This is a genomic window from Roseisolibacter agri, from assembly GCF_030159095.1.
GTDB lineage: Bacteria > Gemmatimonadota > Gemmatimonadetes > Gemmatimonadales > Gemmatimonadaceae > Roseisolibacter > Roseisolibacter agri.
Genome location: NZ_BRXS01000008.1, coordinates 13,300 through 28,310, shown reverse-complemented (window position 1 = coordinate 28,310; position 15,011 = coordinate 13,300). Strand labels below are relative to the sequence as shown.

Sequence of the window (15,011 nt, the reverse complement as noted above, 5' to 3'; positions counted from 1 at the left end):
GGCGCGGCGCTCAGCGCCGCCCGGCGGACGCCCGGCGGGCGAACGACCGTCGCCGCGTGGTGCCACATGGTCACCACGCGACCCGGAGGCCGGCCGAGTAGTTCACCCCCGGCAGGGGGTTATAGTAGCGGCCGAGCGCGGCGTTGATCTGCGGCTGCGACGAATACGCTTCCGAGAACAGGTTGTTCACCGCGACGAACGGCGCCACCTGTGCCGCCCCGAGTGCGCGTTCCCAGCCGAGGCGAAGGTTGACCACCTGGTACGCGGGGTTCGTCACCGTGTTCGCGTCGTTGAGGAAGAACTGCCCGACCGACTGGACCTCGATGCCGCCCGTGAGCCCGCGGGCATCCCGGTAGCGGAGCTCGGCGAACGCGTTGTGCTTCGGGATTCCCGGCAGCTCGTTGCCGGTGAAGTCGTTCGTGCCCGCGACGAACCGGTCGTACGCGAAGTCGGAGTACGTGTAGGTGCCCGCGAGCGTCAGCGCGCTGGTGAGCGCGAGCTGCGCGCCGGTCTCGACGCCCCACTGCCGCACCTCCGCCGCGTTCACCAGCGCCGCGAACTGCCCGGTCGCCGGGGCCGGGCGCGCGAAGCTGACGTTCACCGGCTGGTCGCGGAGCGACTGACGGAAGACGACCGCCTCGAAGGAGGCGCGGCCCGCCGCGCCGCGCGTGCCGACCTCGTAGGTGCGGACCGTGAGCGGCCGGACCACTTGGTTGGTCACGAACTCGCCCGTGGGGGCCGGCGAGTTGCGCAGCTGCCCGATGACCGGCGCCTCGAACGACTCGCTGAAGTTGGCGAACGTCGAGAACGACGGCGTCGCGCGGTAGGTGAGCCCCACCTTCGGCGTCACCCGTTTGAAGGTGCGCGGCTCGGTCACCGAGGCCAGCAGCTGGTTCTGCTGCCGGAAGCGGATGTTGTCGTAGCGCACGCCGCCGGTGAGCGTGACGTCGCGGTGCAGGGAGAGCTCGTCGAGCGCGTACACGCCGTAGGTCGTCGCCCCCTCGTCGAACACCGAGAACGAACGGCCAGCGCTCGTCGTGCCCGCGCGACCGGTGGTCGCGGTCTGGATCGGCGTGTCCTGGAAGTCGACGCCGGTGGTGAACCGGTTGCCGAGTGCCCCCAGGGCGCGGGTCGTGAGGAGGCGGACGTTCGCGCCGCGGTTCACGAAGCTCTGCTGGATGTACTGCGCGAGGCTCGGACTGCGCGTGGCGCGCGGCACGTAGAAGACCTGCGTCTCCACCTGCTCGGTCGCCGTGAGCGTGCGCTGCACGTTGAGCCCGAAGCGGAACTCGTCGAGCCGGCCGAAGTTGTCGAGCCGCCGCCCGTTGAGCGTGAGGAAGCTCGTCGAGTCGGCGAGCCGCGGCCGCGTCTGGAACTCCTCCAGGGTGAGGGCGCCGGAGACGTCCTGGCCGAGGTTGTCGTAGGACATCACGCCAGTGATGGTGCTCCGGTCGTTCGGCCGGTACACGAGCTTCGACGAGAATCCGGTCTGGTCGAAGTTCGAGTTGGCGCGGTAGCCGTCCTGCTGCGTGCGCCAGGCGCTCCCGAGATAGCTCACGGCACCGCCGAACGCCTGCCCGGTCGCCTTGCCGTGCACGCGCGCGAAGCCGTAGCTGCCGCCGAGCACCTGGAGCTGCCGGCGAGGCGTCTCGCCGCCGGCCTCCGTGGTCACCGCGACGACCCCCCCGGCCTGGTTCCCATAGAGGGTGGACGCCGGGCCGCGCAGCACCTCGATGGACTGCACGGAGGCCATGTCGAGGTTCGCCAGGTCCTGGCCTGACCCGCCGGCGTTGTTCTTCGGGATGCCGTCGATCAGGAGCCGGATGCTGCGCACCCCGAACGCGTTCGAGGAGCCGGCGCCGCGGATCGCGATGGTCACGCGCGAGGCGCCACCCAGCTGGTCGCGGATGACGAGGCCGGGCACGGTCCGCAGGGCCTCCTCGAGGTTCGTGTTGCGGCGCCCCGTGCCCTGAATGGTCTCCATCGAGACCACGCTGATCGCCGCCGGCACGTTGCCGAGTTGCTGGCCGCTGCGGGTGGCCGCGGTCACCACGGTGCCCAGCCCCTGGGGCACGGCCTCCAGGGTGAGGTCAACCGCCGCCGTTCCGTCGCCCGCGCCGGTCGCGGCCACGGTCACGGTCACGTCGACGATGCGGGCCCGGTATCCCAGAGCAACGCCGCGCAGGCGGTATCGGCCCGCGTTCGGGGGCATCAGGCGAAACCGCCCCGACTCGTCGGTTCTGGCGGCACGCACGACGCCGCCGCCCGCATCGAGCAGTTCGACGGTCGCGCGGACGATGGGCGCTCCCGTTGCCGCGCGGACTTGCCCCCGCACCACCGACGCCGCGGGCTGCTCGCCCTGTGCGCGGGCTGGCGTCGCCACCGCCGGGACCGCGGTGGCGAGCGACAGCAGGGCGTACCACAGCGGCTGGCGACGGGACGCGGAAGATCGGGTCGGCATGAGAGGGCGGCAGGAGTGGTTGCCGGCCGGAGGGCCGGCCATGCGCGAAGGCCGCGCCGTCGCAGCGCGCGACGAACGGGACATTTTACGGGGCGTAGTACGCCGCCGAAGATGCCTCGCGCAGCGGAGCTCGTCAAGGGACGCGGCGCGCCGCGTGCCCATGCGCGGCCCACCTTTACATTCCGTAGAAGGGGAGCAACCATACGGGCAACGTGCGCGTGGCGCCCACCGCCGAGGACGCCGCTGTGCGCCGCCGCCTGTCGTCGCCCGGCGCCCTGCTGCTGTTCGGCGCGGCGTCCGCCGACGGCCGTCGCCCAGGAACGGCCGTCGCCCAGGAACGGCCGTCGCCCGGGAAACGGCCGTCGCCTCATTCCGCCCTGCCCCGCCCTGCCCCGCCGTGTCCCTCACCCCCGAACTCACGCACGCGCTGACGCCGCACGTCGCCTCCGGCATGCCACCAGGCGCCGGGGACGCGCTGCGCGCCCTCATCGCGCGCTGGCGCGAGGACCCGGGCGCCACGTACCGCACATGGTTCCTCTGGGAAGAGCGGGTCAAGAACTTCCGCTCGATCCGGCGCGGCATCCAGGCCGTCGTGCGCGAGATCGAGGCGGGGACGTTCGGGAACGCCTACCGCGGCTCGTCGCTGGAGACGGTCGTGCACTCGGTCGCGGAGCAGCGGCAGCTCTTCAAAGGCGCCGACCACGCGTGGCTGTGGAAGCCGAAGCTCCGCATCCCCGACATCTACGAGTCGCCGGAGAACCAGCGGGCGTTCGGCCGCTTCCTCGACACCTGCGTGTGCTGCAGCACCGAGGAGCAGGTGCTCACGGCGGTCCGCCGGCTCGACGCGCTCGGGATCAAGGGGCTCGGGCCGACGGCGGCGAACCTGATGTACTTCCTGCACCCGACGCTCGTGCCGCCGTTCAACACGGCAATGGTGACCGGCTACAACGCGCTCACGGGCGCGAAGGTGAAGCTCGGGAGTTGGGAGCACTACCTCGCGATGCGCGCCGGGGTCCTCGAACTGAACGCGCGCTACCGCGACCTGCTCTCGAACGACCTGGGCGCCGTCGCGGGGCTGCTCTTCGACGTCGGCAGCGGGCGGTACCCGGCGCCGCCCCGCGCGGACGACGCGGCGGCGCGGGCGGCGTGGGAGGCGGACCTCGCGCGCGTGCGCGACGACTCGGCGAAGGATGCGAAGGCGCTCGCCGCCGCACGCGAGAGCGACCGGACGCACACGGAGGTGCAGGGCTGGCTCCGCGACCTGGGGCGCGCGCTGGGATACGCCGTGTGGGTCGCGGCGAACGACCGGACGCGCCCCTTCGGCGACGGGCGGCTCGCCGACGGGTGCCTCGACGCGTTGCCGGCCCCGCTGGCGGGCGCGCCGGGCGCCGACGCGGTGAAGCTCATTGACGTGCTCTGGCTCGAGCGCGACGCGGCGGGCGCGCCGACGGGCCGCGTGGCGGGGGCGTTCGAGGTGGAGCACACGACGTCCATCTACTCGGGGATCGTCCGGATGCTCGACCTCGCGCTCGGCGCGCCCGACGCCGCGGTGACGCACCTGTTCCTCGTGGCGCCGGACGGGCGCGAGGACGACGTGCGGGCACAACTCGCCCGGCCGGCGTTCAGCCGCGTGTCGGACCTGCGCGTGCGCTACCTCCCCTACGGCGAGCTCGAGCGGCACCGCGAGACGATGGCGCGTTTCGGCACCGGCATGAAGGCGGTGGAAGCGGTCGCGCGCACCCTCGTCTGATCCGCTTCCCACGTCCCGGGTACCATTCCCGGGTACCATTCCCAGGCACCCCTTCCACGTCGCCGCCCTGACTGCGCCCATGCCGCACCTCAACCGCCTGTCCGCCCTTCGTCGCTCGCCTGCCGCCGCGGCGCGTCGCACGCCCGTCCTGCTCGGCATCGCCCTCGCGGCAGCGCTGGCCGCCTGCGGAGGCGGCACCGGGGAGCAGTCCTCCCAGAGCGCGGCTGTCGCGGGCGCTCCAGCCGACACGCACGCGGGGCACGCCACGCCCGCCAGCGGGCCGGCCGGGAGCGCCGTCGTGATGGCAGGGCTGCCGGACAGCATGCGCGTCGCGACCGTCTACAAGACGCCGACGTGCGGCTGCTGCCAGGCGTGGGTCGACCACCTGACGGCGAGCGGCTTCCGGGTGACGACCGTGGACCGGGAGGACCTCGCGCCGATCAAGGCGCAGCACGGCGTGGGCGAGCACCTCGCCTCGTGCCACACGGCGCTGATCGGCGGCTACGTCGTCGAGGGGCACGTGCCGGCGGCGGACATCGTGCGGTTGCTCACGGAGCGCCCGGCCGTCGCGGGGATCGCCGCGCCGGGGATGCCGTCCGGCTCTCCGGGGATGGAGATGCCCGGGGCGCCCGCCGACCGCTACGACGTGGTCAGCTTCGACCGCGCGGGTGCGACGCGGGTGTACGCGAGCCACTGACGTCGTCGAGACCACGCGCCGGCGCCGCGTGGACGGACCAGCGCCGCCGCATCAAGCGGGCAGCGGGGGCGCCAGCGGGAACGCGGGCAGGCGTCGGCGACCATCGGTGACGTGCACCAACCAGCGCGCGGACCAGCGCGCGGACCAGCGCGCGGACCAGCGCGCGGACCAGCGCGCGGACCAGCGCGCGGACCAGCGCCCGCAGCCTCCGCCGAGCCGCCACGCACCCGGCCCGCAAGGGCGCGACGTCGAGGCACGCGGTGAGCGCCACGCCGCCGGCAGGGTGCTCTGCAGCGCGCGCGGATCCGGTGTCTGGTAGGGGCCGATCACCAGCAGACGCTGCGCACCACGGCGTCTCACGTCTTCCGCGTGCGCGGCACGGGCTCGGTGAGCTCCTCATCCACCGGCCGGCGGATGCCGAGGACGCGCCCTTGAGGCGGCAACGCGAGCCGACGCGCGTCCCGCTGCGGGTCGGCACCTGGGCATCCGCCCACAGCCCATGCGCCACGACGGGCGCGGCCAGGCGCGCCTTCCCGACGAAGGACGCGGAGACGCGCTCCGCCGACGCGCGCACGGGGCCGCGGCTCTCCGCGGAGCCCGGATGGGTACGCGCCGCCGCGCACCGCACCCTCGGGGCGCGCCGCCATCGTCGCAGTCGTCACGGTTGCCCCCGTGCCCGGCCACGCGTGCACCCGTCGCCGGCGGATCGCCGGCGGATCGCCGGCGGATCGCCGCCACCTGCGTCCCCAGAGCGTCGCGCCGCGGCGATGCACGAGGCGGACCGGCGCACGTGCCCGCCCGTACACGGCCCCGGGGGCCGTCCTTCCGTCTATCGGGATCGGCCGCGCGCGCGTCGGCTTGCTTCCGCCGCGTGCCCCTCCTGCGCGTCCGGAGCCGGGCAGCAGCATCGCGCGCGACTGCTGCGGGTCCGTCCACTCCTCGCGCAGGGCCGTCCGGCCGCACGCGGCCGGCCCTCGCGGCTCGATGGCCGACATCGCTCGACCGTCTACAGCCTGCGGCACACGAACACGAACGTTCGCGCGAGCACGTTGAGCGGGAAGTGCAGGGTGCCGGGAACGACCGGGAGCACACGCTGCCCGGCGGAGAGCATCGCGTAGCTCTCGATCACGAACCCCGAGGCTTTGATACCACGAGCGGCCTCCGCAATCGAGATGAAGTTGATGTGTGGGTCGGGGTACGTGGGGGCGCGGTGCAAAAGGCGCGCGCGCAGCTCGCGATGGTGCCAGCGGTTCAGGTACGTCAGCACCAGGTGGCCGCCCGGTCGCGTCTTCCGACGCACCAGCGTCAGAAACGCCCGGGGATCGCGGACGTACTCGAACATGCCCGAGACGACGAGCACATCGAATGTGCGCCCGGGGAACGGATCGGCATCCGCGTTCAGGTCGGCGACGGCGAACCGATCCGACTCGCGACCGGGAGGGAGCGCCTCCGCCGTCAGGTCCGCTCCGTAGTAGGCGATGTCGGCTGGCAGCAGCCGTCGGAGTGCCGCCGGCCCGCACCCGAGGTCGAGCAGGGTGCGCGGATGGGAGGCCTGCGCTCCACTGCTCCCCGGCAGCGTGGACACGATGCGCGCGACGAGGTGGAGTCGCGCGTGCGGGCGCTCGAACCGCGACACGTTGCCGCGCCAGTGGACGCCAATCTCCGCCGCCGTCAGCCGCGCCGCGTGCGCCTGATCGTAGTTCCGCATCAACGCCTCCCGTCCGAGCGCGGACGAGCGTGCCTCCGACCGCCGCGATCACGGATGATGCCGCACCGCGGCTCGGGCCGGGCACGGACCTAAGCCTCGAGGATCGCCTCGATTTTACGGGCCGTATAACGGCGGCCGCTGTGCACATTAGGGCCGTCGAGGTTTTCCGCAATAGCGGTTCGGCACTCCGTACGCGGGCGCGGCGCCCGAGGGCCCAGGCGCTCGCTCAGCGGCGCGCCGCGCCGCGCCACGCGACTGGCGGCGACGCTCGACGGCGGACTGGGCAGGCCACGTGGCGTGACGGACGCGGCGTGCAGGCCACACGCGCCGCGCTTGATCTTGCGTAAAGCCGGCGAGGATCGCATGATGGCTGCCGACCGGCGCTCCCCCGGGACCCGCTCCCGCCGAACGATGCCTGCGCGCGTGATCGAAGTGGGGTTCTGCACATCGACGCACGTGCGGGCCCCGCGGTCGCCTTCGGCGTGGGTGGCCACGCGTGTGCGCAGCGCAGGAGGTCGCACGCCCGACGCGCACGGCCGGCTTCCCGCCCTGGACGGGCTCCGAGGGCTTGCCATCCTCCTGGTCCTCGTCAACAACCTGTACCCGGAGCACCCGTCGACGCGGTTCGACGGCGCGGTCGAAGCGGCGACCAACCTCTGGTGGGTCGGCGTCGACCTGTTCTTCGCGCTGTCGGGCTTCCTGATCACCGGCATCCTGTGCGACGCGCGCGGATCGCGGCACTACTTCCGCGACTTCTACGCCCGCCGCGCGCTGCGTATCGCCCCCCTGTACTACGGCGTGCTCCTCGCCCTCGTGACGGGGAGCGCCGTCTTCCTGTCGGACCCCGGCGAGGGAGGGGTGGCGTTCCTGCAGAAGCAGGGCTGGTACTGGGGCTACCTCGTCAATGTGAGGATGGCGCGAGACGCCCCCGAGCCCGCACCGTACGGCACGGGGCACTTCTGGTCGTTGTCGGTCGAGGAGCAGTTCTACCTCGTCTGGCCCGCCGTCGTGCTGTGGCTGGCTCCCTCACGACTCGCGAAGAGCTGCGTCGGCCTGCTCGCTCTCGCCCTCGCGCTGCGCATGTGGTGTCTCGCCAGCGGGTGGAGCGCTGCGGCCGTGTACGTCCTCACTCCCACCCACGCCGACAGCCTCCTCGTCGGCGCGCTGCTCGCGCTCGCGGCGAGAGCCGCGTGCTGGTGGGACCGCGCGACGCGGTGGGCCCAGCCCGCGTTCCTGCTGGCCGCACCGCTCGCCCTGGCGCTCATCGCGTGGGGCCACACCGGCGACCCGACGGGACACACCGCCGCCTACACCGTCGGCTTCACGTGCGTCGCCATCGCCAGCGGCGCCCTGCTGGTGCTGGCGCTCGACGCGCCGCCCGGGACGCGGACGGCGCGACTGTTCCGCCATCCCGCGATGCGCTTCTTCGGGCAGTACAGCTACGGCATCTACGTGTTCTCGGGGCTGGTCGACGTGGCCATGCGTGGGGCAGTGCCGTTCGCCGCCGCCTTGCCGAGGGTGGCCGGGTCGCAGGTTCCCGCCGCCACCCTGGTGCTCGTGACCGCCGCGGGAGCCGCGACGGCGCTGGCGTACGTCAGCTACCACCTCTACGAGAAGCACTGGCTTCAGTTGAAGCGGCGTGTTCCGGGCGCAGGAGCCCGCACATCGTGACGCGTCGGCTGGACCGCATTCGCGGGACCGCGCCGGAGTCTCTGCGCGCGCACGGCGCAGCCGGAGGCTACCCCGCTCACGGTCGCGCGCGCACCTGCCAAACGAAGGTCGCCCGCGAGACCGCGTACTCTCGCGGCGTGTTCCCCGCGCGGGGGCTGACGTAGGCGGCGCGCACGATCCAGAGGCCGGGCGCCGTCAGGGGCAGATGCGCGATCCCGCGCCCATCGGCCACCGCCGAGAGATACGCCGGTGGGGTGGCCCCGGCCGCGAGCGTGTCGGCTGCAGGCTTGTACTCGACCCCGATCCCGGCGACCGGCTGGCCGTCGCCCGTCACGCGCACGTGGAGCGTGTCCCCAACAGCGAGCGCGAGCGGATCATTCACCGGCAGAAACTCGAGTGGCAGACCGGCCGCCCGCTGATACGCACGCGGGCCGCCGCGCCCGACCTCGACGACGGTACTCGCCGACGCGGCGTGGACGAACACGAGGCTGTCCTCCCCCGTCACCAGGCCGAGCCGCTCGACCCGCTGCGCCTCAGCGGCGCCGCCCTCCAGCCGGAGGAAGCGCAGCAACCCGGCCGGCGTGCTGCGGATCGTGCCTGGCGACAGCGACAGGCTGACGCGGTACTGGCCGGCCGCCGGCGGCACGTGACGGATGCGCAACGCGCCGCCCTCGGCCGCGAAGTCCGTGATCCGGGCCTCCGTCGCCGCCCCGACGAGGCGCACGGCGGCCACGCGCGTGATCGGCACCGCCGAGCCGGCAGGGAACTTCCCGCCACCGGCGCGTGCGCTCAGCGCGAGGCGCCCTCCCGCCGCGAGCGTGAAGAGGTCGGGCAAGAGCCACGTGTCATGCGCCTCGGCGACGCCGACGGCGACGAGCAGGCTGGCGCACGCGAGCGCCACAGAGGTCCGACGTGAGGCGCGGCGCTGGCGGACGAATGCAGACATCGAAGGGGGGGGCCGTGTGGTGGAGGAGAGGACGCGCGAGGTGAGGTCGTACTCGGACGGACACGGAGAGCGGGGCAGCGGCACGCGGCCACCGCGGCGGGACGCCCGGCCGTCGGGAGCCTCGCGCGGTACGGCTGGGTGTTCGCGCAGGGCACGACGTCCGTACGCCGTCAGCCCTCGGGGCTTGCCTACCGAGAGCGGCGTGGTCACCGGCAGCGCCAGCAGGGCGGCGCCCGCGTCGACGGCCGGTGCAGGCGGATCGCCCGGAGATCGCCTGGCGCGAGCGACTGCCACATCGCGCCCCACGCGACATGCCGGATCGGTTGCGTGTGGATGAGCAGGACGACGGTGGAGCCCGTCGTGAGTGGGAGCTTGATGACGACTGAAGGAGCGGCGCCACCCCGAGGCCGTCCCGAGCGCCAGCCCGAGCGGTAGCACGACCTGTACGAGCCCCGTGGCGAACGAGGCGAGACACAGGGCGACGATGCGACATGACCCACGGCGACGATGCGACACGACCCACGAGCCGGCGACATCCATCGCGACGTACGCTGCGCGCGCGTCGGCTCTCCTCCGAGGTCAGGGCGGAGATGGCGCGCGCGAGGAACGCGGCGACCGCCTCGAGCCAGCCCACCGAGACGGCGACGTGGCCCGGCAGGCGAGCTTCCGCCCCCCGCCGTCCATCATCGGCGGAGCGGTCACGATCCGTGGCCGCGGAAGCCGCGGCTGGCCAGGTGCACAGCAACGAACGGGAGGGCACGGCGCCGCCCCCCCCGTCCCCCCCGCCATGCACGGGTGTCGTCATCAGGCGTCCGTCCGACGTCCGTCCGACGTCTGTCCATCCGGCGTCGCCGGGCATGCCGGAGGAGTCCGGGTCAGCCATCTGCGATGGGAGCGTAGGTACGTCGTCGCGGCAGCGTTGGGCAGCGGCGGTGCGAGATCGCGGCCGCGCGGCCGCGCGGCCGCTCGGGAGCAATGGGATACGCCGCGTCCTGCGGTGCACGGGAGGCATGTGCTCGGCCGGGGGCGACCCTGGCGCCCGGAAGCCTCCCGTACCCCACAGGCCTAGGCGGCCATCATGCGGCCATGGCCGCCATCCGCTCACAGGACTCGGCGCAGCGGCGACAGGCCTCGGCGCACTGCTGCATCATCGGATCGCTCCCGCCCACGCTCCGGCAGGACTGCTCGCAGGCGCGGCACGCCTCGGCGCACAGGGCGCACGCGCGGGCGTGCATCGGCGAGCCCCGGAGCATGAAGTCGGCGGAGGTCTGGCAGGCCCGGGCGCAGTCGAGCAGCGCCGTCTGGTGCTGCCGTGACGCATGTGGCCCGCCCAAGTCGAGGCAGTGCCCCGCGGTGACAGTGCACACGGAGTAGCAGTTGAGGCATTCCTGGATGCACTGCTCCATGTCCCGGCTCATCGTCGTGTGGCTGGCGGTGTGCGCCATGCGGTCCTCCTCCTCAAACGGTGAACGGCCGCCGTCCGACGGCCGGCGCGCCCCCGACCCCGGCTCGGGACGCCGACGGGGTGCGCGGAGGGCACGACGCCGCAGGGGGCGTGCCGCACGCTTTACGGTTCGTAAAGCCGCACGACCCGTGCTCGCTTACTGGGGTGGCTGCCGCCGGGCGCGGGAGGACCAGTGAATCGCGGCGATACGCCAGCCGGTGGCGCCCGCGGCCGCCCGCGTGAGCACCATCAGCTCGGCGCCCGCCGAGTTGACCGACCGGCCGCGGTACTCTCCCTGCGTAACGGACGTCGAGCTCGCCCACGCGACGTCGCCCCGCACCGAGACCCGGACCGGGCCACGCGCGGCCTTCACGGCTCGCGCGAACGCGATGTCGCCCGGCAGGTGGTGCCCCTGGTACTCCTCCCGCGTTTCCATCCCGCCACTCTCGAGAATGACGACGTCTGGTGCGAGCAGCGCCAGCGCGGCCGCGCTGTCCCCGCTTGCGAGGGCCTCGTGGAAACGCGTGACCGTGCGCGCCACCTCCGCGGAGTCGAGCATCTGGACGGGCGCGCCCGGAGGCGCGCCCGGAGGCGCAGGGATGGCCGAGGCTCGAGTGGCCGAGGCTTCGGTGCCCGGTGCGCGGGCGGCGGACGGACGGGCGGCGGACGGACGGGCGGCGGACGGTCCGACGGGGGACGCCGGCGTCGGCTCCACCTCTCCGGTCGCGGCCGCGGCACGCCGCACGCCGCCCGGCGCCGCCGCAAAGACCAGGGTGGCCCAGTGCGTGTCCCAGTCGGCCCCGGACCCCGAGTCCGCTTGGACGACGTGGATGGTCCGGACGTTCCACAGACCTGGGCGAGCGAGCGGGACCCGCACGATCCCGTTCGCGTCCGACGCGAGCTGGATGTCGGCGGCGGCGGCGGCCCCGCTGCGCGCGGGGCCGGTGGCGCCGGCGGCGAGCGGCCAGTCGACCGCCCCCGCGTGGATCCGCGCGGACGCGAGGGGGCGCCCGCGGTAGAGCAGGCGTAGGGACGCCGTGTCGCCGGCCCGGAGCGCCACTGGGTCGGCGAGCGGCACGAACTCGAGCGGATAGCCCGCCGTGCGGTCGAACGCGCGCGGCGCGCTCCCGGCGTCGCGCCCCACCTGCACGAGCGTCTTCGCGTACTTGGCGTACCGGCGCGTGACGCTGTCGCGGCCCGTGAGCAACCCATCGCGGTCCACGCGCGCGAGCGCGTCGGGCGCACCCTCGAGTTCCAGGTACCGCCGGAAGCCGGCGGCCGACTCGCGCACCGACCGCGGGTGCAACGCGACGGCCACCACGTACTGCCCCGGCGCGTCCGGCCGGTGGCGCAGGCGGAGCGAGGTGCCGTCGCGCGAGAGGCCCGTGACGCGCGCCGACCCGGCGGCGCCGAGCACGCGCGCGTCGGCGACGCGCTCGGCGCCCACCGCCGACTCGCTCGTCGGGAAGCGGCTGCTGGTCTGGCCGCGTACCGACAGCGTGCCGCCCGACGCCAGCGTAAACGCGTCCGGGACGAGCCAGAAGTCGTGCGCGGCGACCGTCTCCGCCGTCAGGGCGATACCGAGGAGCGCGACGGCGGCCGCGGACCGCCGGATGGTGCGGCGGGCGTTACGTGAGCGACGTGAGGAGCTGCGAGCCACGGGAACCTTGGGCGGAGATCGTCGGGGCGGACCGCGCGGCGCGTCGGTGCCGGGTCAGTCCGGGCGGACCCGCGTGACTTTACCACCCGTAAAACCGTCCGGCAAGCCGTGCGGGAAGGGCCGTGCTCGACGTCGCCCGTGCGGGTTCCCCCCGGCGGCCTCGCCGCCGCGGCGGCCCGCCTTCCATCGACGGGTCCGCCCAGCAGGTCGCCCCGTCGCGTTGCCCCTACCAAGGCCCTACAGGTCGGCGCGGCGCAGCAACTGCGCGTTGACGGCAACGATGATCGTGCTGAGCGACATGAGCACGGCTCCCACGGCCGGCGTCAGGACGACGCCCCACGGCGCGAGCACCCCGGCCGCCAGCGGGATCGCCACGATGTTGTAGCCGGCGGCCCACCAGAGGTTCTGCACCATCTTCCGGTAGCTGGCGCGCGAGAGCTTGATGATGCGCGGCACGTCGCGCGGGTCGCTCCGCACGAGCACCACGTCGCCCGCCTCCACGGCCACGTCGGTGCCGGCGCCGATGGCGATGCCCACGTCGGCGGTCACCAGGGCCGGGGCGTCGTTCACCCCGTCGCCGACCATCGCCACGCGCTTGCCCTGCCGCTGGAGGCGCTCGATGTGCGCCGCCTTGTCCTCCGGCAGGACCTGCGCGAGCACCGTGTCGATGCCGAGGTCGCGCGCGACCACGTCGGCCACGGCCCGCGCGTCGCCCGTCATCATGACGACCTCGAGCCCCGCGTCGTGCAGCGTGCGGACGGCCTCCGCCGACTCGGGGCGCACCGCGTCGGCGACCGTGAGGGCGGCGAGCGTCCGCCCGCCCTCGACGAGGTAGATGACCCCCTGCCCGCGCCCGGCCGCCTCCTCGGCGAATCGCTGCAGCTCGGGCGCGGGCGTCACGCCGAGGCTCGCGAGGAGGTTCGGCCCGCCCTCGGCGAACTGGCGGCCGTCCACCGTGGCCCGAACGCCGCGTCCGGGGATCGCCTCGAATCCCTGAGCCGCGGGGACCGCCAGCCCGCGCTCCTCGGCGCTCTTCACTATGGCGCGCGCCACGGGGTGTTCGGCATCGCGCTCGACGGCGGCCGCGAGCCGCAGCGCCTCGTCCTCCGCGAGTCCGGCCGTGGTGCGGAGCGCGACCACACGGTGCTCACCGAGCGTGAGCGTCCCCGTCTTGTCGAAGACGACGGCCGTCAGGTTGCGCGCCTCCTCGAGCCCGCGGCGGTCGCGCACGAGCAGCCCACCCCGCGCGCCGAGCGTCGTCGAGATCGCGAGGACGAGCGGCACGGCCAGGCCGAGAGCGTGCGGGCAGGCGATCACGAGCACGGTGACCAGGCGCTCCACCGCCGTGGCAGCGCTCGCGCCGGCGAGCAGCCACGCGGCGAACGTCACGGCGCCGGCGCCGAGCGCCACCCAGGTCAACCAGAACGCCGCACGGTCGGCCAGCGCCTGGGCGCGCGAGCGGGACGTCTGCGCCTGCTGCACGAGGCGCATGATGCCGGCGAGGGCGGTGCGCTCGCCCGTACCCGTGACCTCGACGCGGAGCGAGCCCGAGCCGTTCACCGCGCCGGCGATCACGGTGTCGCCCTCCTGCTTCTCGACGGGCGCCGACTCGCCGGTGATGAGGGCCTCGTTGACCGCGCTACGTCCCGCGCGCACGACGCCGTCGGCGGGGACGTTGGCGCCGGGTCGGACGAGGACGAGATCCCCATTGCGCAGCTCGGTGACCGGCACCTCCTCCACCCGCTCGGCGGCCCCCACGCCCGTCACGCGCCCGGCGGTGCTCGGCAGCAGCTTGGCGAGCTCGCCGAGCGCCCCCTGCGCCTGTGAGATCGAGCGCATTTCGAGCCAGTGGCCGAGGAGCATGATCGTGACGAGCGTCGCCAGCTCCTCCCAGAGCGGCATCCCGGGAAAGCCGAGGAACACCGCGGCGCTGAATACGAATGCGACGCTGATGGCGAGCGCAATCAGCGTCATCATGCCAGGCAGCCGGTCGCGGATTTCGCGCACGGCGCCCTGCAGGAACGGCGTCCCGCCGTAGAGGAACACCGCGGTGCCGAACGCCGCGGGGATGTAGCGTGTACCCGGCCACATCGGTGCGGTGTAGCCGAGGGCGCGCTGCAGCATGTGCCCCCACACGAGCGTCGGCACGGTGAGCGCGAGCGACAGCCAGAACTTGTCGCGGAACATCGCGACCGAGTGGCCGGCGTGCTTGTCGTGGGCGGCGTGGTCGTGCACGACCATGCCGCCCGCCGCGTGCGAGGCATGCGCGGCGTCCACAGCGCCGGACGCGCGGGTCGGCCCGCCGTGCGCCATGCCGTGCGCCATGCCGTGCGCCATGCCGTGCGCCATGCCGTGCGCCATGCCGTGCGCCATGCCGTGCGCCATGCCGTGCGCCATGCCGTGCGCCATGCCGTGCGCCATGCCGTGCGCCATGCCGTCATGCGCGTGAGGCTCGGTTGCATGGGCGGCGGGCCGTCCGTCCGAGCGGGACCCGGCTCCATCGGCGGCCAGATCGGCGGCCAGATCGGCGGCCAGATCGGCGGCCAGGTCGGCGGCCACCTCCGCACGCGCCTGCCGGGTCGGAGGGTCAGCGCTCGGCGCGACCGCCGGCGCGGCGGCGGGCTTCGCCTCGGGTGCGACGGGACCCGTGGTCATCGGGGCCGCGTGGGCCGCG

Annotated in this window: 9 protein-coding genes; 3 read left to right on the top strand and 6 right to left on the bottom strand. The window is 74.0% G+C overall.

Going from position 1 to position 15,011, the window contains the following annotated elements; genetic code table 11:
- Window positions 1–70: 70 nt before the first annotated feature.
- The gene (locus rosag_RS23285; protein ID WP_284352584.1) at window positions 71–2,461 is read right to left on the bottom strand and encodes a TonB-dependent receptor; all 2,391 of its coding nucleotides are present in this window, start codon (window positions 2,459–2,461) and stop codon (window positions 71–73) included.
- Between the two features lie 451 nt (window positions 2,462–2,912).
- On the opposite strand from rosag_RS23285, the gene rosag_RS23280 reads away from it, so the two are divergent.
- Entirely contained in the window at window positions 2,913–4,211 is a 1,299-nt protein-coding gene (locus rosag_RS23280; RefSeq protein ID WP_345784880.1) for a type II restriction endonuclease, read from the top strand.
- Between the two features lie 79 nt (window positions 4,212–4,290).
- On the top strand, window positions 4,291–4,908 hold the full coding sequence (locus tag rosag_RS25475; RefSeq protein ID WP_284352582.1) for a DUF411 domain-containing protein: 618 nt from the start codon (window positions 4,291–4,293) through the stop codon (window positions 4,906–4,908).
- Window positions 4,909–5,914: 1,006 nt separating this feature from the next.
- Here the strand turns inward: rosag_RS25475 and rosag_RS23270 are convergent.
- Window positions 5,915–6,493 (bottom strand): class I SAM-dependent methyltransferase, encoded by a 579-nt coding sequence (locus rosag_RS23270; RefSeq protein ID WP_284352581.1) that lies wholly within the window; start codon window positions 6,491–6,493, stop codon window positions 5,915–5,917.
- A gap of 621 nt (window positions 6,494–7,114) precedes the next feature.
- On the opposite strand from rosag_RS23270, the gene rosag_RS23265 reads away from it, so the two are divergent.
- Window positions 7,115–8,287: an acyltransferase family protein gene (locus rosag_RS23265; protein WP_284352580.1), complete on the top strand. Its 1,173-nt coding sequence runs from the start codon at window positions 7,115–7,117 to the stop codon at window positions 8,285–8,287.
- 76 nt (window positions 8,288–8,363) lie between these two features.
- On the opposite strand, the gene rosag_RS23260 is transcribed toward rosag_RS23265, so the two are convergent.
- The 4 genes from rosag_RS23260 to rosag_RS23245 all read right to left on the bottom strand — a co-directional run bounded on the left by rosag_RS23260 (window position 8,364) and on the right by rosag_RS23245 (window position 14,578).
- Complete coding sequence (locus tag rosag_RS23260; RefSeq protein ID WP_284352579.1) at window positions 8,364–9,443, bottom strand: DUF4198 domain-containing protein; 1,080 nt, start codon at window positions 9,441–9,443, stop codon at window positions 8,364–8,366.
- A gap of 866 nt (window positions 9,444–10,309) precedes the next feature.
- A complete protein-coding gene (locus rosag_RS23255; RefSeq protein ID WP_284352578.1) occupies window positions 10,310–10,678 on the bottom strand; it encodes a four-helix bundle copper-binding protein in 369 nt (122 codons plus the stop codon).
- Between the two features lie 156 nt (window positions 10,679–10,834).
- Entirely contained in the window at window positions 10,835–12,337 is a 1,503-nt protein-coding gene (locus tag rosag_RS23250) for a DUF4198 domain-containing protein (RefSeq protein ID WP_284352577.1), read from the bottom strand.
- 237 nt (window positions 12,338–12,574) lie between these two features.
- Window positions 12,575–14,578, bottom strand: a complete 2,004-nt coding sequence (locus rosag_RS23245) for a heavy metal translocating P-type ATPase (protein ID WP_345784878.1) — start codon at window positions 14,576–14,578, stop codon at window positions 12,575–12,577.
- Between the last annotated feature and the right edge of the window lie 433 nt (window positions 14,579–15,011).

Coding starts and splice junctions, on each gene's coding strand:
- rosag_RS23285 (WP_284352584.1), bottom strand. CDS start 2,461: ATGCCGACCCGATCTTCCGCGTCCCGTCGCCAGCCGCTGTGGTACGCC.
- rosag_RS23280 (WP_345784880.1), top strand. CDS start 2,913: ATGCCACCAGGCGCCGGGGACGCGCTGCGCGCCCTCATCGCGCGCTGG.
- rosag_RS23255 (WP_284352578.1), bottom strand. CDS start 10,678: ATGGCGCACACCGCCAGCCACACGACGATGAGCCGGGACATGGAGCAG.
- rosag_RS25475 (WP_284352582.1), top strand. CDS start 4,291: ATGCCGCACCTCAACCGCCTGTCCGCCCTTCGTCGCTCGCCTGCCGCC.
- rosag_RS23245 (WP_345784878.1), bottom strand. CDS start 14,578: ATGGTCGTGCACGACCACGCCGCCCACGACAAGCACGCCGGCCACTCG.